Here is a 20679-nt window from a genome sequence, read left to right as displayed (position 1 = left end):
TACTTCAATCAATCAGGCTGCCTCAAACCCCCAACCCCATCGCCGGATCCGAAACCGAATCCTTGCCGGTCTCGATCCGTCCCGCGAAGCGGCGCTTGAACGACACCGACGCGCTGCTCGTCACCACGAAGTCATACCAGTTGCCTGCGTCGCTCACGTTCCAGCGCAGCTCGCCGACCGCGCCCGGCTGCACCGTCACGTTCCATGGGCCGTCCGCGCGATACGCCTGCGCGGCCGCCGTGAACGTGCAGGCCTGGCTGCCGCGATTGTGCAGCTTCACGAGCACCGCCGAACTCGCGCAAGGCTCGTAGCACACCTGAATCTCCGGCGCGTTGGCCGCGCCCAGCTCATGCAGATTGCCCGCGAATTCGCGGTGATAACCGTTCGGCCCGAGCACCCAGAAATCGTAATGCCCGTTATCGGCGGACGGCAGCGTCCACACGCCCGCGAGCGTCTTGCCCGCCTCCACCACGTAGCGGCGCGGCACGGCGTCGAGATGCTTGCGATCGTAGACATGGAACACCGCGCCCGCGCCGCTGCTGCTGTCGTTGGCGAATTGCAGCGTGAGCGTGCCCGCGCTGGCGTTCGCCTGCGCCGTCGTGTGCAGCTCGTAGGGCAGCGCGCGCGAGGGCCGCGTGCCGGTCGCCTGCGCGGGCAGCGCGGAACTCGTGGTCGCCGACGGCACGGCAATCGCCGCCGATGCCGCCTGCGCCGCCGCGAAATCGTCGGCGCTCGTCTTGCTCGTGCGGCCCGAGAGCGTCGGCAACGCGGCGCTGTTCGGGTTCACGAAATCGAAGCACGACGTGAGGTCGCCGCACACCGCGCGCCGGTAGTTGCTGATCTGCGGCTCGCTCACGCCGAAGCGCTTTTCGAGGAACATCAGCGTGGACGTGTGATCGAAGACCTGCGAATTCACGAAGCCGCCGCGGCTCCACGGCGAGATCACCCACATCGGCACGCGCGGGCCGGGACCATACGGGCGGCCGTCGATGGCCGGTTGATTCGAAGTCGCCGGCGTGTAGTTGTGATACTCGACGGCCATGTCCGTATCGGCCAGCGTGCTCGCGCCCGCGAGCGTGCCGTCCGCGTTGTGCGACGGCGCCGAAGGCGGCGGCAGGTGATCGAAGAAGCCGTCGTTCTCGTCGTAGTTCACGATCAGCACGGTCTTGCTCCACACCTCGGGATTCGCCGTGAGCGCGTCCAGCACTTCCTGGATGTACCAGCCGCCCTGCGTCGGGCTCGACGGCCCCGGATGCTCGGTGTAGGTCGACGGCGGAATGATCCACGACACCGAGGGCAGCGTGCCGTTCTGGATGTCGTCGCGGAAGGTTTCGAGGAAGCCTTGCGGCATGGTGTTGCCGAAGCCCTTCGCGAGCGGGCTCAGCGCGTCGTCGATCGACGCGTCGTAGAACGGCCCCGCGTTCGTCACGTCCTGCGTGATGCTTTCGGTCGCCACGTAGAGCGGGCGGCGCGCGGCCGGCATCTGCTCGATGGCCTCGCGCCAGTGGCGAAAGCCCATCATCTCGTTGCAGCCGAAGTTGTCGATCAGGCTCTGATAGACCTTCCAGTTCACGCCCGAGGCTTGCAGGCGGTCGGCGTAGGTGGTCCACGTCCAGCCCGCCGTCGAAGGGCCGATGTCGTTGCCGCCGTTGAACTCGTTGTTGAGCGCGGCCACGCCTACGCGGCTGTTGTCGGACGGGCTCAGGCCGTTCGGCCCGTTGGTGCCGGTCCAGTAGAACAGGCGGTTGGCGATGGTGCCCGTGTGCATGCCGCAGTGATACGAATCGCAGATCGTGAAGGCGTCGGCGAGCGCGCGATGGAACGGCACTTCGGCGGTGTTGTAATAGCCCATCGACAAGGGCTTTTTCGACGTGGGCCACGCGTTCATGCGACCGTTGTCCCATGCCGATTGCGCGTCGCTCCACGTGTGCGGCGTGCTGCCCGCGCGCACCGCGTTGCCCTGGGTTTCGTCGAGGTGATACGGAATCAGCGTGCTCGTTGCGCCCGCGTTCGTGTAGCTCTGATAGAAGATGTTCGCGCCGTTCGGCGTGGGAATCGGGAAGCGGTCGCCGTAACCGCGCACGCCCTGGAACGTGCCGAAGTAGCTGTCGAACGAGCGGTTTTCGAGCATCAGCAGCACGACGTGCTGCACGTCCTTGATGGTGCCCGTGACGTTGTTCGCGTCGATGGCGAGCGCGCGGCGAATCGCGGGCGGGAACGTGGACAGCGCGGCCATCGCGGCGGCGCTGCCCAGCGAGGTGCGCAGGAAATTGCGCTTCGAGGGGCTGAAAGTCATGCGGGTCGTGTCGTTCGAGTGAGGGGAAGGAAGGGATCAGGGCGCGGGCGCGCAATGCGCCGTCGTGCAGGCCGCGTTCGCTGCGTCGTTGGCGACGGGCGCCTTGTCGTCGTTGCCGCCGCACGCCGCGATCAGCACCGTGAGACACAGTGCGCCGCCGCCGAGCAGGCATCTTCCCAACCTCGATACATCCGGCAAGATATTTCTCATGGTCCTTGTTTGCTCAAGAGTACGAATCAAATCGATGCGATAAAAAGCCGACACGCAAACGTTGTCGTCACAACGTTCGCGTGGAGATCGGCACAGATTCTCTGCGTAATTCTTTGCAATATTATGAAAGGCGTCAGTCAGGGACCGATGACGACACCTCGATGCACTATGCGAAGCCTTAGAACACGTAGTCGGCGGCGCGTGCCAGCTTGACGAACGGCCCGCTCAGCACGCGGTTGTGATGCGCGACGATGGCCTGCGCGGAAAGCGCGGGCGAGTCCATGGTCGTATGCGCGTCCTCGATCAGCACGGGCCGCCAGCCCAGTTCGCTCGCGGCGCGGCAGGTCGTATCGACGCAATACTCGGTCTTCATGCCGACAATCGCGAGTTCGTCCACCTTCGCGTCGCGCAGCCACTTCGCGAGATCGGTGCCTGCGAAACAACTCGGACGCGTTTTATCGAAGGTGACATCGCGCGCGGCATCCACGTGCAGGTCCGCCAGCAGTTGCGTGAGCGCGCTGCCCGGCTCGATCGGCGAGCCCTTCGGGCCGGTGTGGCGCGCGGCAAAGATCGGCGCGTTCGCAACACGCGCGCGGGCGATCAACAGATTGATGTTGTCGAGCACGCGTGCGCCTTCGTGGGGCGATTCGGCGCCGTTGAACAGGCCGTTCTGCATGTCGATGATCAGCAATGCACGGCGGGATGGGACGAGGTCGGACACAACGTTTCTCCATGTAGAGCCGATGGCGGACGGAGAAACGACAAGGCCCCGTCCGTATTCGGCGGGGCCTTGGGATCGATACGATGATGCTCGGTGACTTGCGCGCGTATCGGCCTCACGACCCGCCAGAGGCGGTCGTGGTCGTCGTCGTGAGCGGGCGCGCGATGAAGTTCATGTGGACGATGATGCAACACGCGCGCGACGCGCGTCAACGCAAAATTCAACGCGCGTGAATCGTGACGTTCAACGCGGCTGCATGCGAATCGCGCCATCGAGACGAATCGTTTCGCCGTTGAGCATCGGATTTTCGAGGATATGCATCGCGAGCGCGGCGAACTCGTCGGGCGCGCCCAGACGCGGCGGGAACGGCACCATCTTGCCGAGCGAGTCGCGAATCTCCTCGGGCAGGCGCGCGAGCATCGGCGTATCGAACAGCCCCGGCGCGATCGTGCAGACGCGAATGCCCTTGCTCGCGAGATCGCGCGCGGCCACCAGCGTCATGCCCACCACGCCCGCCTTCGACGACGCATACGGCACCTGGCCGATCTGCCCTTCGTACGCGGCCACCGACGCGGTCAGCACGCACGCGCCGCGCTCGCCCGCCGCGTTCGGCGCGTTGCGCGCCATCGCCGCCGCCGCGAGACGCAGCACGTTGAAGGTGCCGACGAGGTTCACGCGCACCACGTTTTCATAGGCTTCGAGCGAGCCCGGCGAGCCGTCCTTTTCGATCAGGCGCACCGCGCCGCCGCGTCCCGCGCAATGCACGAGCGCGCGCAGCGTGCCGCGCTGCGTGGCCGCGTCGATCACGGCGGCCATCTCGTCGCCGTTCGTGACGTCGGCGGCCACGAAGCTCGCCGCCGGGCCGAGTTCGTCGGCCACCGCCGCGCCACGCGAACTCGCCAGATCGCAGATCACGACCTGCGCGCCCTTCTCCAGCAACTGCTTCGTGCTCGCGAGGCCCAGCCCCGACGCGCCACCCGTTACGACCGCCACCGCGCCCTTGAGGTCCATTCGTTCGTCTCCTTTCGTATCCAGCTTTCGTTACGTTCGTTGATGCCGTCGTCGATGCCGCGTTCAAAGCCGCTCGATCAGCGTCGCGTTCGCCATGCCGCCCGCCTCGCACATCGTCTGCAAGCCGTAACGGCCGCCGCTGCGTTCGAGCGCGTTGAGCATCGTCGTCATGAGACGCGCGCCCGATGCGCCCAGCGGATGCCCGAGCGCAATCGCGCCGCCCGCCGGATTGAGACGCGCGGCATCGGTACCCAGCGCTTTTTGCCACGCAAGCGGCACCGAAGCGAACGCTTCGTTGACTTCGAAATGCGCAATGTCGTCGATCTTCAGGCCGACCTTGCGCAGCAGATGCTCGGTGGCCGGAATCGGCGCGGTCAGCATCATGAGCGGATCGTCGCCGCGCACGTCGAACGAGACGATGCGCGCGCGCGGCTTCAAGCCGAGTTGGGCTGCCTTCTTCTCGCTCATGACGAGCAGCGCCGCCGCGCCGTCCGAAATCTGCGAAGCGTTGCCCGCCGTCACGTTGAAACGGATGCCCGGAAAGCGCTCGGCCAGCGCGGCGTCTTCGAACGAGGGCGCGAGGCCCGCGAGACGCTCGACCGTGGTGCCCGCGCGGATGGTTTCGTCGGCGTCGATGCGGCGCGTGCCTCCGCGCGTGCCCTGTTCGTCGCGGACCTCGATCGGCACGATCTCGCGCGCGAAGTGACCGGCGGCGCGCGCGGCGTCGGCACGGCGGTGCGACTCGGCCGAATACGCGTCGAGCATCTCGCGCGTGAGCGCCCACTTCTGCGCCACCAGATCGGCGCTCACGCCCTGGCCCACGAGCCCCTGCGGATAGCGCGCATGAAAGCGCGCGCCATATTGATCGCGGTCGAGGCGCGAGCTGCCCATCGGCACGCGGCTCATCGACTCCACGCCGCCCGCCACCACGATCTCGTTGACGCCCGCCATGATGGCCTGCGCCGCGAAATGCACGGCCTGCTGGCTCGATCCGCACTTGCGCTCGACCGTGGTCGACGGCACGTGCTGCGGATAACCGGCCGCGAGCCACGCCACGCGGCCCGGCGTGGTCGCCTGCTCGCCCACCTGGCTCACGCAGCCGATGATCACGTCGTCGACGGTGCCGGGATCGAGGTCGTTGCGCTCGACGAGTTGCTGGATCACCTGCGAAAGCAGGTCGGCCGGATGCAGGTCGACGAAGGCGCCGCCCGCCTTCGTCCGGCCCATGGGACTGCGCACCGCATCGACGATTACCGCGCTCTGGATCATGGTTCGCTCAGTGTTGGAGATGGGTTGATGCTGCCGAATGACGGAAAAATGAATCTCGCGAATCAAAATACACCGCCTCATCTCACAATTTCAATAGTGGTAAACATTTTTCGATCCACCAGGATCATTTAAACCGTTTCATGCGACGATAGCCACATATCGAAAGCGGCCAAGCGAGCCTGAGAGTCCGAATTCCCGAAGTTGCGCGCGGCTGAACGCGTCCACCGAGCCAGCCAGATGGGCCGCGGGCGCGGCAAAGCGTCGCAATTTCACGAAAAATGAGCCAGTCGTCTTGAAAAATTGTTCCGCCACGAAGGGGAAAGCTAGAATGCCGGGTTTGCCAAAAGGCGCCCCGTGTTGACCCGGCGCGCCCATCCCCCGAAGAAGGAATCCGACATGACCGACCAGGCCACCTCACGCACCGACGACGCCGCTGAATCGTCCAGCGACTCGAGCAACGAGTCGACCAACGATTCGCAGCTCGTGAGCGCACTCGCGCGCGGCATCCGGATCCTGCAGTGCTATTCGATGGGCGCGTCCGAGCTGTCGGCGCGCGAGCTGGTGGAACGCACCGGCCTGCCCAAGCCCACGGCGCTGCGGCTCATCAACACGCTGTGCGAGTTCGGCATGCTGCGCTACTCGGAGCGCATTTCGAAATACGTGCTCGGCACCGAGATGCTGAGCCTCGCCGCGCCCGCGCTCGGCCGCATGACGATCCGCCAGATCGCGCGGCCGATGATGCAGGAGCTGGCCGATTACTGTCAGGGCCAGGTGACGCTCGCCGTCGGTTACCGCCTGAACCTCGCCTACGCCGAAGTCGCGCAGGGCGCGGGCAGCGCGGTCTATCGCTCGGAGATCGGCACGCGGCTTTCGCTGTCGCGCACGGCCTCGGGCCGCGCGTATCTGTGGACGGTGCCGGGCGCCGAACGCGAGCGCTATCTGCAGGAAACGCTCACGCGCGATCCGGCCAAGGGCGAGCTGCTCGCGCAGCGCCTCACGCAGGCGCAGCAGGAATTGCGCGAGCAGGGCTGCACGGTGTCGCACGGCGACATGCAGCGCGAGATTCACTCGGTGGCGATTCCGCTGGCGTCGCCCATCGACGACGAGTACTGGGTTTTCAGCTGTTCCATTGCGGTATTCAACATCAGCGGCAACCAGTTGACCGACGACATCGCCCCGCGGCTGATGTCGCTGGTCAGGCGCGTGGAGGCAGCGCTCGGCAGCATGACTGGCGCCGCGCACGATATGGAGACGAGACCGTGGAGCGTGTCCGCGAACTAGCAGCCGCAGCACCCGGCAAGGAAGCCCTGCGCCTTGCCGGCACCGACGAGGTCCTCACCTACGCCACACTGAACGAACGCGCGGACCGGGTCGCGCACTGGCTGATCCAGCTAGGCCTGCAACCCGGCGACGGCATCGCGCTGTTGTTCGAGAATCACCCCGCTCTGGCCATCGCCGCCGTCGGCGCCGAGCGCGCCGGTCTGTATTTCACCCCCATCAGCATCCAGTTGAAAACGCGCGAAGTCGCGCACGTCCTCCAGGACTGCGGCGCGCGCGTGCTGATCGTCTCGCAGACGATGCGCGAACTCGCGCAGACGCTCGCCGACGAAGGCGCGCTGAACGGCGTCGCCTGTTATATGACGGGCGCGGTCACGCCGCCCGGCTTCGCCTCGCTCGACGCCGCGCTCGACGACACCGACACGCGCGCGCCGCTGCCCGAGTGCGATCAGGGCCGCGACTTTCTCTATTCGTCGGGCACCACGGGACTGCCGAAAGGCATCCTCAAGCCGCTCGTGCCGTGGGAGCGCCGCACAATCGACGACACCGAAACGGCCTCATGGCGCAAGAGTTTCGGATTTAATGAGGACTCCGTGTATTTGAGCACGGCGCCGCTCTATCACGCCGCGCCGCTGCGCTATCTCGTGCGCATGCTGCGCACGGGCGGACGCAGCATCGTCATGCAGAAGTTCGATCCCGAGGCCGCGCTCGCCGCCATCGAACGCTATCGCGTCACGCACAGCCAATGGGTGCCGACGATGTTCGTGCGCCTGCTCGCGCTGCCCGACGCGGTGCGCCGACGCTACGACGTGAGCAGCCTGAAAGTGGCGATCCACGCGGCCGCGCCCTGCCCGCCGCTCGTCAAGCAACAGATGATCGACTGGTTCGGCCCGGTGATCTACGAGTATTACGCGGGCTCGGAAGGCGTCGGGCTCACGGCGATCGATTCGCACGAATGGCTCGCGCATCGCGGCTCGGTCGGGCGCGCGAAATTCGGCACGCTGCATATCGTCGACGAGGACGACCGCGATCTGCCCGTGGGCGAGATCGGCCGCGTGTTCTTCGAAGGCGGCCCGCCGTTCGAGTATCACAACGATCCCGCGAAGACCCGGAGCGTGCGCAATCGGCACGACTGGGCCACCTATGGCGATATCGGCCACGTGGACGCGCAAGGCTACCTCTATCTGAGCGACCGCCGCGCGGACCTCATCATCAGCGGCGGCGTGAACGTCTATCCGCAGGAAATCGAGAACGTGCTCAGCGAGCATCCGGCCGTGGCCGACGCCGCCGTGATCGGCGTGCCGCATGCCGAGTTCGGCGAGAGCGTGAAGGCCATCGTGCAACTGCGCGAGCGTGACGCCGCCAGCCCGCAACTCGCCGACGAATTGATGGCGTTCTGCCGCGAACGGCTTTCGCATATCAAGGTGCCGCGCTCCGTCGATTTCGAGGACGCGCTGCCGCGTCACGACAACGGCAAGCTGCTGCGCCGGCTGCTGAAGGAACGCTATCGCAACTCAGAAAATCCTGGCGCCGCAATTTAATTCGGCATCCAGAATATCACCATAAGAAAGGAGACAACCCATGCGTAACGTGTTCCGCGACGACCACGAATTATTCCGCGAGCAGGTCCGCCGTTTCGTCGAGCGCGAGATCGCGCCGTTTCATCAGCAGTGGGAAAAGGACGGCATCGTGCCGAAATCGGTGTGGCGGCGCGCGGGCGAGGAAGGCCTGCTCTGCTGCACGATTCCCGAGGAATACGGCGGCGGCGGCGGCGACTTCGGCCACGCGGCGATCCTCATCGAGGAACTCGCGCGCGTGAATGCGAGCGGCATCGGCTTCCCGCTGCATTCGGACATCGTCGCGCCGTATATCCACGCTTACGGCACCGAGGAGCAAAAGCGCGAGTGGCTGCCGAAGCTCGCGAGCGGCGAGCATATCGGCGCAATCGCGATGACCGAGCCGGGCACCGGCAGCGACCTGAAGTCCGTGCGCACGACCGCGCGCCGCGACGGCAACGACTACGTCATCAACGGTCAGAAGACCTTCATCACGAACGGTCAGAACGCGAGTCTCGTGATCGTGGTCTGCAAGACCGCGCCGGAACTCGGCGGCAAGGGCGTCTCGCTGATTGTGATCGAGGAAGGCACGCCGGGTTTCGAAAAAGGCCGCAAGCTCGAGAAGATCGGCCTGCGCGCGCAGGATACGTCGGAGCTGTTTTTCGAGGACGTGCGCGTGTCCGTCACGCAGCGGCTCGGCGAGGAAAACGCGGGCTTTTCGTATCTGATGCGCGAGCTTGCGCAGGAGCGTCTGGTGATCGCCGTGCGCGCCGTCGCGTCGATCGAAGGCATGCTCGCACGCACGATCGAGTACACGCGCGGGCGCAAGGTGTTCGGCCAGGCGATCTTCGATTTTCAGAACGCGCGCTTCAAGCTCGCGCACGCGCGCGCGAAAGCGGAGATGGTGCGCATCTACGTGGACGACTGCATCGCGCGGCATCTGCGCCGCGAGTTGTCGCCCGTCGACGCGGCCATGGCCAAGCTCAATGCCACCGAACTGCAAAACCAGTTGCTCGACGAATTCCTGCAACTGCACGGCGGCTACGGCTATATGTCGGAGTACGTGATCGGCGGCGCGTGGGTCGATGCGCGCGTGATGCGCATCTACGGCGGCACCGACGAGATCATGAAGGAAATCATCGCGCGCACGCTCTGATGCGCGCGCTCATCTCACGGGGAGACCGCGCATGATCCAGCCGCTGGAAGGCGTGCATATCGTCGAGTTCGCGGGTCTCGGGCCCGCGCCGTTCTGCGGCATGCTGTTCGCGCAGATGGGCGCGCGCGTAACGCGCATCGGCCGCGCGGGCGAGGCGCTGCCCGACGGCCCGCTCGCGCGCGGCCGCGAGCACGTCGCGCTCGATCTCAAACGCGCCGACGACGTTTCGCGCGCGCTCGATCTGATCGCGCAGGCCGACGCGCTGATCGAAGGCTTTCGTCCGGGCGTGATGGAGCGGCTCGGCCTCGGTCCCGAGGCGTGCCGCGCGCGCCATCCGGCGCTCGTCTACGGACGCATGACGGGCTGGGGCCAGCACGGCCCGCTCGCGCATACGGCGGGTCACGACATCAACTACATCGCGATTTCGGGCGCGCTGCACGCGGTCGGCGAAACGGGCGGCGCGCCGGTCGTGCCGCTCAATCTGGTCGGCGACTTCGGCGGCGGCGGCATGGTGCTGGCATTCGGCGTGATCGCGGCGATCCTGCGCGCGCGAGCGAGCGGCAAGGGCTGTGTGGTCGATGCGGCGATGACCGACGGCGCGGCCATGCTGATGAGCATGATGTACGGCTTTCACGCGGCGGGTCAGTGGCGCGACGCGCGCGGCGAGAATCTGCTCGACGGCGGCGCGCCGTTCTATCGGACCTATCGCTGCCGCGACGGCGGCTGGATCGCGGTGGGCTGCATCGAGCCGCCGTTCTATGCCGCGTTTCTGAAGGGGATCGGCGCGGAGGATCTGCTCGATCTGCCGCAGCGAGATAGAGCGCATTGGCCGGCGATCACGGCGCGCATCGAGCGGATCATCGCCACGCGCGAGCGCGATGCGTGGGTCGATGCGTTCGCGGGCAGCGATGCGTGCGTGTCGCCGGTGCTCGGGCTCGCGGAGGCGCCGCATCATCCGCATAACGCGGCGCGCGGCGCATTCACGCACGCGGACGGCGCGTGGATGCCGGAATGCGCGCCGCGTTTTACGGCATTGGATTAGCGGGATGCTCGTGGATCGGGCGGGCGAACCTCAGTTCGCCGGGGCGTAACGGTTGCGCGGCTCCGTCAACTGAATCTGCCCGCTTTCCACCAGTTGCGCGAGCGGCGCGGGGCGGCCGAGCAGGAAGCCCTGCATCTCGTCGCAGCCCTCGCCCGCCAGCAGATCGAACTGATCCTGCGTTTCGATGCCTTCCGCCAGCACCGGAATGCCGAGGCTCTTGCCGAGCGCGAGCACGGCGCGGATGATCGCGGTCGCCTGGCGGCTCGATTCGGCTTCGCTGATGAACGACTGGTCGAGCTTGATCTTGTCGAAGGGAAAACTGCGCAGCGTGTCGAGGGACGAATAACCGGTGCCGAAGTCGTCGAGCGCGAGACTCACGCCCAGCGCCTTGATGTGCTGAAGCACTTCGAGCGAGCGCGCGCGGTCGGCGAAGATCGTCGATTCGGTCAGTTCGAGTTCGAGCCGCTCGGGCGGCAGGCCGGTGTCGGCCAGCACCTCGCGCACGAGCGCGGGCAGGTCGGCGTGCGCGAACTGCACGGGCGAGAGATTCACGGCCACCTTGTACGGCGGCAGCCACGTGACCGCGCGCGTGCACGCCTCGCGCAGCACCCACGCGCCAATGCTCAGGATCAGCCCGTTTTCCTCCGCGAGCGGAATGAACACGCCCGGCGAGACGAAACCGTGGCGCGGATGCTCCCAGCGCAGCAGCGCTTCGTAGCCGCAAATGCCGCCATTCACCGAAGTCTGCACCTGGTAATGCACGCTCAACTGGCCGCGCGCGATGGCGTCGCGCAGGTCGGCCGCGAGCGTGCGGCGCGCGCGCGCCGTCTCGTCCATCGTCGGCTCGTAGAAACACACCGAGCGCGTGAGCGCCGCCTTCGCGCGGTACATCGCGAGGTCGGCGTTATTGATCAGCACGGCCTTGCTGCTGGCGTCGTCGGGATAGATCGCCACGCCGAGGCTCGCGCCCGAGACCACTTCCCAGTCGTCGTAGCGGATCGGGCGGAACAGCGCGTCTTCGAGACGGCCGAGGAAATCGTCGAGCGCCTCGCGGTCGGCGAAACGCTGCAGCGCCACGAACTCGTCGCCGCCCACGCGCGCGACGAACTCGCCCTCGCGCACGAGGCTCGTGAAGCGGCGCGCGAGAATGCGCAGCACCTCGTCGCCCGCGTGATGGCCGCGCAGGTCGTTGATGTCCTTGAAGCGGTTCAGGTCGATGCCGACCAGCGCGAGCTTGCCGTCCTCGGCGGCGGCGCGCGCGATCTCCACGTCGAGCCGCTCGTTGAAGCTCGCGCGGTTCGGCAGGCCCGTGAGCATGTCGCTCATCGCCATGGTGCGCAGATGCTCGACCGATTCGGCGCGCACGGTGTCGTCGAGCAGATAGCTCACGAGCCCCGCGCCCGCGATGATGAACGCCATGCCCGCGACCGACAGCGCGAGCGCCTGCAGCGCGGCCGGATTCGAGAACTCGCCCGCGATGCGCACCGGCGTGACCGTGAAGGCGCACATGCCCGTGAAGTGCAGCGTGGCGATGGCGAGCACGAGCAGCAGCGTGACGCTGGCCACCGAGCCCGTGTCTTTCGGGGCTGAGCTTCCTTGCACATTCGCTTGCACGGTCGCCTGCAGATTCGCCTGAAGGGTCGCGCCGCCTTGCGCCGCATGCCTCGGCTGCTTTGCAGCGGCGTTCGCGCCGCGCGCCGCGCGGTCGAGCGCGAGCGCGCCGAACACGACCGAGAGCACGATCGACGCAATCAGATACGTGTGATTCCACGCGACGATGCCCTGCACGCGATAGGCCATCATGCCCGTGTAGTGCATCAGCGAAATCGACAGCCCGACCAGCGCGCCGCCGATCGCGGGCGCCGCGCGCGTGAAGCCGCTGCCCGCCACGGCGAAGGCGGCGAAGCTGCCGCCGAGCGCGATCAGCAGGGAAACGATAGTGAGGACCGGGTCGAAGCTCACGGGCACGCCGGGCTCGAAGCCGAGCATCGCCACGAAATGCGTGCACCAGATGGCGACGGCGGCCGTGACGGCCGCGAGGAACTGCCAGCCCGCGCGCTGCAGGCCGCGCGTCGCGAACACGCGCCGCACCAGCCTCGCGGTGACCCACGACCCGCCGCAGCAAATCAGCACCGCCACGATCACGAGCCACGGATTGTGCTTGTAGACGATGCAGCCCAGCACATTCATCACAGGTCGGCCTCCTTTGAGCCTGAAATTTGCGCGTCATGCGTAGCGCATGAGGCGGCAGGACAATAGCACGGCTTCAGGCCATGCGCGGCGGTCTCTCAGGGACCGGACGGCGACGCCGTCGCGTTCGGGCGCCGGGCCGCCAGAGCCGCGCCAGCGAACCAGGAGAGTCGGAGCGGGCGGATCGGACCTTCGAAAAACAAAGGAACGCGAAACGTCGCGCGCGTCCCGCGCGCAAGTCTACGGCACAATCGCGCGAAATCCTTATAAACCCCGTTTCTGATCAGCATTTGCAAACGTTTGCTGGCGTTTTGGTCGACGCGCGTGGTTGAGCCGCTCGCCGGGTCGCTCGCTTGATCGCTCGTTTCGGCTGCTTTTTTGCCGTCTTTGCAGAAATCACGCGCATCGGCAATGCCTGGCTCGCCAGGGCGCTCAGACCTGCGCGCCCGCGTCGGAGCCGATGCGCGCCGCCTCGATCCGCGCGCGCAGACGCGGCGTCGCGAAGTCGAGAAACGCGCGCAGCTTGAGCGGCAGCGGCGTCTGCCCGCCGTGCACGAGACTCACCGGCCAGGGCGCGGGCTCGTGCGCTTCGAGCAGCAGGTCGAGCCGTCCCTCGCGCACCGCCTGCGCCACCTGATAAGACAGCACGCGCGTCACGCCCACGCCTTGCAGCGCGGCGTCGATGGCGGCTTCGGCGGTATTGACCGCGAGCCGCGACGTCACCGGTTGCGGCACAAGCGCGTTTTTCGCCGCATCCCTGGACGGCTCCTTTCCATCCCGAAAGGTCCACGTACGCCCCTCGACGCCCTCGAACGTCACGCATTGATGCGCGGCCAGATCGCGCGGCTGGCGCGGCACGCCGTGCGCCAGCAGATAGGCCGGGCTCGCACACACCACGCGGCGGATCGCGCCCACGCCCACGGCGACGAGCGCGCTGTCCGGCAGCGCGCCGATGCGCACGGCCGCGTCCACGCGCTCCTCCATCAGATTGACCACACGGTCCGCCAGCGAGAGCCGCACGTCGATCTCGGGATACTGCGCGAGGAATTCGGTGACGACGGGCAGCACGTGCAGCCGCCCGAACACCACCGGGGCCGTCAGCGCGAGTTCGCCTTTGGGCTGCGCGTACTCGCCAGTCGCGGCACGCTCGGCCTCGCCGACCTCTTCGAGAATGCGCCGGCACGCGGCCACGTAGGACGCGCCCGCCTCGGTCAACGCAAGCTGGCGCGTCGTGCGCGTGAGCAGGCGCGTGCGCAGATGCGCTTCCAGTTCGTTGACCTTGCGGCTGACCGTGGCGAGCGGCATGCCGAGCCGGCGCGCCGCCGCCGAGAGGCTGCCCGCCTCGACCACGGCGACGAGCACGGACATGGCGTCGAGTCGATCCATCGGCATCTCGCATTTCGGGAGGATGAGCGCCGATGATGCCGGATTCTCCCTGTACGCGGAAGCGCCTCCTCTCTATATAGAGAGGCTGGAGAAATCACCAATAGCACGCTCGTTCTATTTTCTGTAGTCTAGGCACCTTCCCAACCGAGGGCCCGCCCGCCATGTCGCTGATCTTCTCCCGCCGTGACCTGAACTTCCTGCTCTACGAATGGCTCGACGTCGAGCGGCTCACTCGTATTGAGCGCTATGCGGATCACTCGCGCGAGACCTTCGACGCCGCGCTCGACACCTGCGAGAAGATCGCCACCGACCTGTTCGCGCCGCACAACAAGAAGAACGATCAGCACGAGCCGCATTTCGACGGCGAGACCGTCACGATCATTCCCGAAGTGAAGACCGCGCTGAAGGCGTTCTGCGAAGCGGGCCTGATGGCGGCGGGTCAGGATTACGAGTACGGCGGCATGCAGTTGCCGCTGGTCGTCGAAAAAGCGGGCTTCGCGTGGTTCAAGGCCGCCAACGTGGGGTCGAGCGCGTATCCGTTCCTCACCATCGGCAACGCGAACCTGCTGCTCGCGCACGGCAGCGAGAAGCAGATCGACACCTTCGTGAAGCCCGAACTCGAAGGCCGCTACTTCGGCACGATGTGTCTTTCGGAACCGCAGGCCGGATCGTCGCTGTCCGACGTGGCCACGCGCGCCGACTTCGAGGGCGACTCGGCGCTCGGCGCGCAGTATCGGCTGCGCGGCAACAAGATGTGGATTTCGGGCGGCGAGCACGAGCTCTCGGAGAACATCGTCCATCTCGTGCTCGCGAAGATTCCGGGCCCGGACGGCAAGCTGATTCCCGGCGTGAAGGGCATCTCGCTCTTTATCGTGCCGAAGTATCTGGTCAACGAAGACGGCTCGCGCGGCGAGCATAACGACGTCGTGCTCGCGGGCCTCAATCACAAGATGGGCTATCGCGGCACCACGAACTGCCTGCTCAATTTCGGCGAAGGCACGAAGTACGCGCCGGGCGGCCGCGCGGGCGCGATCGGCTATCTCGTGGGCGAGCCGCACAAGGGCCTCGCCTATATGTTCCACATGATGAACGAGGCGCGCATCGGCGTCGGTCTGGGCGCGACGATGCTCGGCTACACCGGTTATCTGCATGCGCTCGATTACGCGCGCAATCGTCCGCAGGGACGCGGCATCGGCGCGGCGGGCAAGGACCCGGCGTCGCCGCAGGTGAAGCTCGTCGAGCACGCCGATGTGCGCCGCATGCTGCTCGCGCAAAAGAGCTACGTGGAAGGCGCGCTCGCGCTGAATCTGTGGTGCGCGAAGCTCGTCGACGAAGCGGGCGGCGCCCCCGACGACGCCACGCGCGCGCCGCTCACGCTGCTGCTCGATCTGCTCACGCCGATTGCGAAAAGCTGGCCGTCACAATGGTGTCTCGCCGCCAACGATCTCGCGATCCAGGTGCACGGCGGCTACGGTTATACGCGCGAGTACAACGTCGAGCAGTTCTATCGCGACAACCGGCTCAATCCGATTCACGAAGGCACGCACGGCATTCAGGGCCTCGATCTGCTGGGCCGCAAGGTGGTCATCAAGGACGGCGCGGCGCTCAAGCTGTTCGCGCAGCGCATGCAGACCACGATCGACCGCGCGCATTCGGGCGGCGACGCGCAGGACGCGACGCACGCGCGCGCGCTCGACGCGGCGATGAAGCGCCTCTTCACGGTGACGCAGCAATTGTGGGCCGCGGGCGATGCCAATGTGACGCTCGCGAACGCCTCGGTGTATCTCGAAGCCTTCGGGCATGTGGTGGTGGCGTGGGTGTGGCTCGAACAGGCGCTCGCGGCGCGCGCGGCGCTCAAGCACGCAAACGCGCAGGCACACGGCGACGATGCCGACTTCTATCGCGGCAAGCTCGCGGCGGCGCAGTACTTCTTCGCGTGGGAACTGCCGAAGACGGGCGCGCAATTCGATCTGCTCGCGTCGCTCGACCGGACGACGCTGGATATGCAGGACGCGTGGTTCTGAGGCGCGCGTTGGGTCGGCGGGTTCACGGCGCGGGATCGTGGCAGCAGACGCAGAGTTTGTTGCCGTCGGGGTCGCGGAAGTACGCGCCGTAGTAGTTCGGGTGGTAATGCGGGCGCAGGCCGGGCGCGCCCTCGTCACTGCCGCCGTGCGCGAGCGCCAGCGCGTGCACCGCGTCGACCGCCGCGCGCGTGGGGGCGAGCAGCGCCACCATCTGACCGTTGCCGCTTTCGGCGGGCGCGCCATTGAACGGCGCGCCGACGATAAAGAGCGGACGCGCCACGCCCGGCGTCATCCAGCCCGCCCACGGATGCTCGCGCTCGCAGAACTTGAGTGTCTGGCCGAGCGCCTGCATGATCGGCGCGTAGAAGTCGAAGGCGCGGTCGAAGTCGTTCACGCCAATATAGAGGTGGGAAAGCATCGTGCGGGCGGCTCCTTGTGGGGGGCGTAAGGTGCAAACGGTGCGTGTTGTCACGCGCATCGCCCCGAGTCTGACACGCAGCGCATCGACACACCAGGCCCGCAAAAAAATGCCGTTCGCGAAGCTCGACGCTTCCGACGCGAGGCCTAAAAGTCGTTCCGGCCCAAATTCGCGGCGTCGAATAAACAGCTACGGCCGCCGCCCTTTTCTTCCGACAATTCGCTCGCCACGCATTCGTTCGCAAACGAAACGAACTGTGTCGGTTCGTAACCGACGCGAATTCGCACGCCACCATCACCGCCTTGCGTGACTTAATCGAGCACGCCAACGCCCAATCGATACCACCACGCCACGACTTACATTTGCTTTCGATTCTTTACCGATTCGCTGACGCACGAAATCTACGATGCGAAACGCCCTGCGCTCCAGGCGGAATCCACGCAGAATTCACGCAAAAAAAGCGCTGCATTTCGGGCAAGACGATAAGGAAAACCGCGAGATGGCCCCACAACAATGAACAGTTTCGACACCGTCATTCTGGGTTGGCTCACCCAGATCCATCTCACACCGCTGATGAACCACGCGATCCGCACGATCGCGGGACTCTATACGTTCAAGGGTTTTCTGCTGATTCCCTTGCTGCTGTGGATCTGGTTCGAGCCGGGCGAGCGCCGCGAATGGCGGCGCGAAATGGCAATTGCCACGCTCGCGAGCGGATTGATCGCGCTCGCGGCCGGACGATTGCTCGCGCGCTTTTTACCGTTTCGCGAACGGCCGATTTTCAATTCCGATCTCCATTTGCATTTCGCTTCGTCGTCGTTGCGCGAAGCGGCATTGAGCGACTGGAGTTCGTTTCCGAGCGATCACGCGATGCTGTGGATCGCGATTGCGATGGGGATATTTCTGGTGTGGCGCGGAATCGGCGCGCTCGCGCTGCTTTATGCCGCGCTGTTTATTTGTTTGCCGCGCGCCTATCTCGGCTTTCATTATCCGACCGATCTGCTGGCGGGCGCGGCGATCGGCGTCGCGATCACCTATGCGATGACGCGCGACGCCGTGAGAAAGCGCACTGCCGCGCCGGTGCTCGCGTGGACGATGCGCTTTCCCGGTCCCGCCGCGATGTGCGCGTTTCTCGTCTGCTTCGAGCTCGTCACGCAATTCGACGATCTGCTGCGGCTCGCGCATTCGGTCGCGAAGGCGGTGTGATAACCACCGCGTGATTAAAGCGCGAGCGCGCAGAAACTCACGCCACCTTGAACACGCCCACGGCTTCGCGCAGCGCATCGGTCTGCTCGGTCAGCGACATCGCCGCGGCCGCCGCTTCCTCGACGAGCGCCGCGTTCTGCTGCGAGACCTGATCCATCTGCGAGACGGCCAGATTGACCTGCTCGATGCCGTCACGCTGCTCCTCGGACGCGTGCGCGATCTCGGTCATGATGGTCGTCACGCGGCCGATCGATTCGCCGATCTCGGTCATCGTCATGCCCGCCGAACGCACGTACTGCGCGCCCGTCGCGACGTGCTCCACCGACTCGCCGATCAGCGTCTTGATGTCCTTCGCCGCCGCCGCCGAGCGCTGCGCGAGCGAACGCACCTCGCCCGCGACCACCGCGAAACCGCGACCTTCCTCGCCCGCGCGCGCGGCTTCCACCGCCGCGTTGAGCGCGAGAATATTGGTCTGGAACGCGATGCCTTCGATGATGCCGGTGATCTCCGCGATCTTCTGCGAGCTGCGGTCGATGCGATCCATCGTCTGCACCGCGTCGCCGACCACCAGCGCGCCGCGCTCGACCACTTCCTGCGCGCTGCCCGCGAGCGACTGCGCCGTGCGCGCGTGCTCGGTGTTCTGCTTCACCGTCGCGGTCAGTTGCTCCATGCTGGCCGCGGTCTGCTGGATCGACGCGGCCTGTTCCTCGGTGCGCTGCGAGAGATCGTCGTTGCCCGCCGCGATCTGGCGCGTCGCCGACGCAATCGACGCCGAGCTATGCGAGACCTTGCGCACCGTGCGCGCGAGTTCGTCCTGCATGGTCTGCAAGCCCGCGACGAGGCGGCCCATTTCGTCCTGCGTGCGAACGTCCAGACGCGCGGTCAGGTCGCCCGCCGCGATGCGCTGCAAGGCGCCCAGCAGGTTCGCGAGCGGCACGGCGATCGCGCGATGCAGGCCAATCGCGCACATCAGCGCCACGCCCAGACCGAGCGCGATCAGCGCGATGCTGCCCGCGCGCAGCGCGGCATAGAAGTCCTGCGCGCCGTCGAAGGTCTGCTGGCCGTGTGACTTCTGCCATTGTTCGAGCGTCGACGACGCCTTCGTGAGCGCGACCGAGAGCGGCGGAATGCGCTTCATCGCGATCTCGTCCTGCGCGGCGCGGTCGCCCTGCTTGACCGACGCCATCAGCGGATGAATGCCCTGATCGAACATCGCGCCGAGCGCCGTCTGCACCTGCTCGGCGAGCGCCTGCTCGTCGGCGTCGTGCGGCAGCGCGCGATAGTCCTCCCACGCCTTGTGCGAGGTGTCGAGATAGGTCTGCGCCTTGTCGAGCAATTGCGGCACGTCCGGCGAATCGGGATGCAGCAGAATGCGGTCGAGCGTGGTGCGCGCGATGGTCAGATTGAGATTGGACTTGCCGATGTCGATCGCGGCGGCAAGCTGATTGGAATAGGCATAGCCGAGTGCCGCGTTCGAATGCGACATGCCGATCAGGCCGGCGACGCCGGCCGCCACGATCAGCGCAGCCAGCACGCCGACCGCGATGCGCAGGCGAACCGAAATAGAGAGTCGGGCAAACACTGCGAGAGCTCCAGACGCCTTTGTGGGGCGACGTTTATCGAATAACAGGGATGGGGTAACGGCGCGTGCGCCGCGCCTTCCTGGTTAACGGCCTGCTGGCGACGAACTGAAGCTCGGTGGAAAGGGGGCAGTAAGCGGAGGAACAGTTGGCTGAGCGCGTTATTTGTCCGACGAAACGACGCGCCCAAAACGCGCGCGGCGCGCGGGATTTTTCCCCGCGCGCCGCGTCAGTCATTGAACAGCGATAAAACGGCCGTGACTTCGTTACGAGCCGAAGAACGGCACGCAGTAGTCCGGCGGACCGACGCAATCGCCGGGACCGTTCGGCTGCGGATGCAGGCTGGCGCAGCCCGACATGGCGGCGGCGGCCGCGACGCACAGCGCCGCGCGCACAACATAAGTGACAATGCGTGATTTCATGGGATCGAAACTCGAATTAGTGGCCGCGCTTGCGAATTGCCGTCACGACGCGCGGCCTGGTTTGCCGTGACGCTGCATGAAGTGCGCTCGATCAACGCGCGCTCGATGGCGCGTGTCGGTGGCCCGACTCAGTGATGCGCGTAGAGCGTGCTATTGAGCGTTTTCAGTTCGCCGTCCTGCTGCGCCTGCACGAGTTCGTGACGCACCTGCGCGCGCGTGATGTGCGCCGAGCCGTCGTTATTCCAGGCGGCGTTCGTGCTTGCCGCCTGCGCCTGCTGAACCGGCGCGTTCGCCGCGGCCGGCGCGCTAGCGTCCTGGGCATGCGCAAACGTCGACAACGCCATCGACACAGACAACGACAACATCAGCGCGGCACCCGCGCGACTCCAGCTCTTTTTCATCTCGCACTCCTCTGCGGCATCTCGCCGTCGACATGGATCTGTTCCGCGCGCGTCATGCGCCGGTTCCCGATGCATTGCTTTGCTGCAACGCGATTCATGCGGCAAGGATAGAGGCGCGAACCTGCGCGAATATCCGCAGGAAAATGAAGAAATGTTTAGACACGAAGCCGTATTTCGATAACACCTGGATGAAACTGCGCTAGCACTGCGCTTGCGTCCGGCTTTCAGGCGAAAGCGCGCCGCGCGCGTACCTGGCGATATTCAAAAACGCGATCGAAACATCAACGAAACGTGAACACGTCGCGCTCGCGCATCGTCTCGATTCGCCTCGATGCGTCTTGATCCGTCTCGATCTGTGCGTATGCACCGATCGCCGCCGCACGAACGAGGCTGGAAAAGCAGCATGATTTGCGCGCGAACGCCCTGCAAACAGCCGCAAAAAAACAACACCTGCATGAGTGAATGCCTTGCAACGCCGTGAACACGGCCTCTGCGCGCGGATGCGTTTTCTGA

The 20679-nt window shown here is 66.1% G+C and carries 17 protein-coding genes; 6 read left to right on the top strand and 11 right to left on the bottom strand.

Translation table 11 applies throughout. The features are described from left to right. Positions 1-22: 22 nt before the first annotated feature. From U4Y88_RS16680 to U4Y88_RS16660, 5 genes are all read right to left on the bottom strand, one after another. Positions 23-2296 carry a phosphocholine-specific phospholipase C gene (locus U4Y88_RS16680; RefSeq protein WP_321785141.1) on the bottom strand — a complete coding sequence of 758 codons (2274 nt, stop codon included), beginning with the start codon at positions 2294-2296 and terminating at the stop codon, positions 23-25. Positions 2297-2332: 36 nt separating this feature from the next. Further along, positions 2333-2506, bottom strand: a complete 174-nt coding sequence (locus U4Y88_RS16675; protein WP_321785139.1) for a hypothetical protein — start codon at positions 2504-2506, stop codon at positions 2333-2335. Positions 2507-2684: 178 nt separating this feature from the next. After that, complete coding sequence (locus U4Y88_RS16670; RefSeq protein WP_415774450.1) at positions 2685-3227, bottom strand: cysteine hydrolase family protein; 543 nt, start codon at positions 3225-3227, stop codon at positions 2685-2687. A 243-nt stretch (positions 3228-3470) separates the two neighbouring features. After that, positions 3471-4238, bottom strand: a complete 768-nt coding sequence (locus U4Y88_RS16665; RefSeq protein WP_310634428.1) for an SDR family NAD(P)-dependent oxidoreductase — start codon at positions 4236-4238, stop codon at positions 3471-3473. A gap of 63 nt (positions 4239-4301) precedes the next feature. Beyond that, on the bottom strand, positions 4302-5504 hold the full coding sequence (locus tag U4Y88_RS16660) for a thiolase family protein (RefSeq protein WP_321785481.1): 1203 nt from the start codon (positions 5502-5504) through the stop codon (positions 4302-4304). A gap of 399 nt (positions 5505-5903) precedes the next feature. On the opposite strand from U4Y88_RS16660, the gene U4Y88_RS16655 reads away from it, so the two are divergent. From U4Y88_RS16655 to U4Y88_RS16640, 4 genes are read left to right on the top strand one after another with little or no spacing between them, the layout of a single operon-like run. Then, entirely contained in the window at positions 5904-6788 is an 885-nt protein-coding gene (locus U4Y88_RS16655) for an IclR family transcriptional regulator (RefSeq protein WP_321785138.1), read from the top strand. Continuing rightward, positions 6767-8326, top strand: coding sequence for an acyl-CoA synthetase (locus U4Y88_RS16650; protein WP_321785136.1), 1560 nt, complete (start codon positions 6767-6769; stop codon positions 8324-8326). Before U4Y88_RS16655 ends, U4Y88_RS16650 begins: the two co-directional genes overlap by 22 nt. A gap of 40 nt (positions 8327-8366) precedes the next feature. Continuing rightward, positions 8367-9497 carry an acyl-CoA dehydrogenase family protein gene (locus U4Y88_RS16645; protein ID WP_224008866.1) on the top strand — a complete coding sequence of 377 codons (1131 nt, stop codon included), beginning with the start codon at positions 8367-8369 and terminating at the stop codon, positions 9495-9497. A 31-nt stretch (positions 9498-9528) separates the two neighbouring features. Further along, the gene (locus U4Y88_RS16640) at positions 9529-10539 is read left to right on the top strand and encodes a CaiB/BaiF CoA-transferase family protein (RefSeq protein WP_321785134.1); all 1011 of its coding nucleotides are present in this window, start codon (positions 9529-9531) and stop codon (positions 10537-10539) included. Between the two features lie 30 nt (positions 10540-10569). Here the strand turns inward: U4Y88_RS16640 and U4Y88_RS16635 are convergent, their stop codons facing one another. Then, positions 10570-12729: a putative bifunctional diguanylate cyclase/phosphodiesterase gene (locus tag U4Y88_RS16635; RefSeq protein WP_321785479.1), complete on the bottom strand. Its 2160-nt coding sequence runs from the start codon at positions 12727-12729 to the stop codon at positions 10570-10572. Between the two features lie 432 nt (positions 12730-13161). Next, the gene (locus U4Y88_RS16630) at positions 13162-14115 is read right to left on the bottom strand and encodes a LysR family transcriptional regulator (RefSeq protein WP_321785132.1); all 954 of its coding nucleotides are present in this window, start codon (positions 14113-14115) and stop codon (positions 13162-13164) included. A gap of 161 nt (positions 14116-14276) precedes the next feature. Between U4Y88_RS16630 and U4Y88_RS16625 the strand changes: the two genes are divergently transcribed. Then, on the top strand, positions 14277-16139 hold the full coding sequence (locus U4Y88_RS16625) for an acyl-CoA dehydrogenase (RefSeq protein ID WP_321785130.1): 1863 nt from the start codon (positions 14277-14279) through the stop codon (positions 16137-16139). Positions 16140-16161: 22 nt separating this feature from the next. Here the strand turns inward: U4Y88_RS16625 and U4Y88_RS16620 are convergent, their stop codons facing one another. Next, positions 16162-16557, bottom strand: coding sequence for a VOC family protein (locus U4Y88_RS16620; RefSeq protein WP_310634434.1), 396 nt, complete (start codon positions 16555-16557; stop codon positions 16162-16164). Between the two features lie 513 nt (positions 16558-17070). On the opposite strand from U4Y88_RS16620, the gene U4Y88_RS16615 reads away from it, so the two are divergent. Then, positions 17071-17763, top strand: a complete 693-nt coding sequence (locus U4Y88_RS16615) for a phosphatase PAP2 family protein (RefSeq protein WP_321785128.1) — start codon at positions 17071-17073, stop codon at positions 17761-17763. Positions 17764-17800: 37 nt separating this feature from the next. On the opposite strand, the gene U4Y88_RS16610 is transcribed toward U4Y88_RS16615, so the two are convergent. The 3 genes from U4Y88_RS16610 to U4Y88_RS16600 all read right to left on the bottom strand — a co-directional run bounded on the left by U4Y88_RS16610 (position 17801) and on the right by U4Y88_RS16600 (position 20166). Next, a complete protein-coding gene (locus tag U4Y88_RS16610; protein ID WP_310634436.1) occupies positions 17801-19345 on the bottom strand; it encodes a methyl-accepting chemotaxis protein in 1545 nt (514 codons plus the stop codon). Between the two features lie 264 nt (positions 19346-19609). Then, positions 19610-19765 (bottom strand): hypothetical protein, encoded by a 156-nt coding sequence (locus U4Y88_RS16605; RefSeq protein WP_167371438.1) that lies wholly within the window; start codon positions 19763-19765, stop codon positions 19610-19612. Positions 19766-19893: 128 nt separating this feature from the next. Continuing rightward, positions 19894-20166 (bottom strand): hypothetical protein, encoded by a 273-nt coding sequence (locus U4Y88_RS16600; protein WP_321785126.1) that lies wholly within the window; start codon positions 20164-20166, stop codon positions 19894-19896. Positions 20167-20679 lie beyond the last annotated feature (513 nt).

This window comes from Paraburkholderia sp. J94 (assembly GCF_905220285.1).
Classification (GTDB): Bacteria; Pseudomonadota; Gammaproteobacteria; order Burkholderiales; family Burkholderiaceae; genus Paraburkholderia; species Paraburkholderia tropica_A.
Note: the sequence above shows the minus strand (reverse complement) of the source record. Positions and strands in the feature narration are given on the sequence as shown.

Bases quoted from the DNA above. Each gene is read 5' to 3' on its own strand.
- U4Y88_RS16615 (WP_321785128.1), top strand. From the start codon at position 17,071: ATGAACAGTTTCGACACCGTCATTCTGGGTTGGCTCACCCAGATCCAT.
- U4Y88_RS16645 (WP_224008866.1), top strand. From the start codon at position 8,367: ATGCGTAACGTGTTCCGCGACGACCACGAATTATTCCGCGAGCAGGTC.
- U4Y88_RS16625 (WP_321785130.1), top strand. From the start codon at position 14,277: ATGTCGCTGATCTTCTCCCGCCGTGACCTGAACTTCCTGCTCTACGAA.
- U4Y88_RS16675 (WP_321785139.1), bottom strand. From the start codon at position 2,506: ATGAGAAATATCTTGCCGGATGTATCGAGGTTGGGAAGATGCCTGCTC.
- U4Y88_RS16640 (WP_321785134.1), top strand. From the start codon at position 9,529: ATGATCCAGCCGCTGGAAGGCGTGCATATCGTCGAGTTCGCGGGTCTC.
- U4Y88_RS16680 (WP_321785141.1), bottom strand. From the start codon at position 2,296: ATGACTTTCAGCCCCTCGAAGCGCAATTTCCTGCGCACCTCGCTGGGC.
- U4Y88_RS16655 (WP_321785138.1), top strand. From the start codon at position 5,904: ATGACCGACCAGGCCACCTCACGCACCGACGACGCCGCTGAATCGTCC.
- U4Y88_RS16620 (WP_310634434.1), bottom strand. From the start codon at position 16,557: ATGCTTTCCCACCTCTATATTGGCGTGAACGACTTCGACCGCGCCTTC.
- U4Y88_RS16605 (WP_167371438.1), bottom strand. From the start codon at position 19,765: ATGAAATCACGCATTGTCACTTATGTTGTGCGCGCGGCGCTGTGCGTC.
- U4Y88_RS16630 (WP_321785132.1), bottom strand. From the start codon at position 14,115: ATGGATCGACTCGACGCCATGTCCGTGCTCGTCGCCGTGGTCGAGGCG.
- U4Y88_RS16600 (WP_321785126.1), bottom strand. From the start codon at position 20,166: ATGAAAAAGAGCTGGAGTCGCGCGGGTGCCGCGCTGATGTTGTCGTTG.
- U4Y88_RS16635 (WP_321785479.1), bottom strand. From the start codon at position 12,729: ATGAATGTGCTGGGCTGCATCGTCTACAAGCACAATCCGTGGCTCGTG.
- U4Y88_RS16665 (WP_310634428.1), bottom strand. From the start codon at position 4,238: ATGGACCTCAAGGGCGCGGTGGCGGTCGTAACGGGTGGCGCGTCGGGG.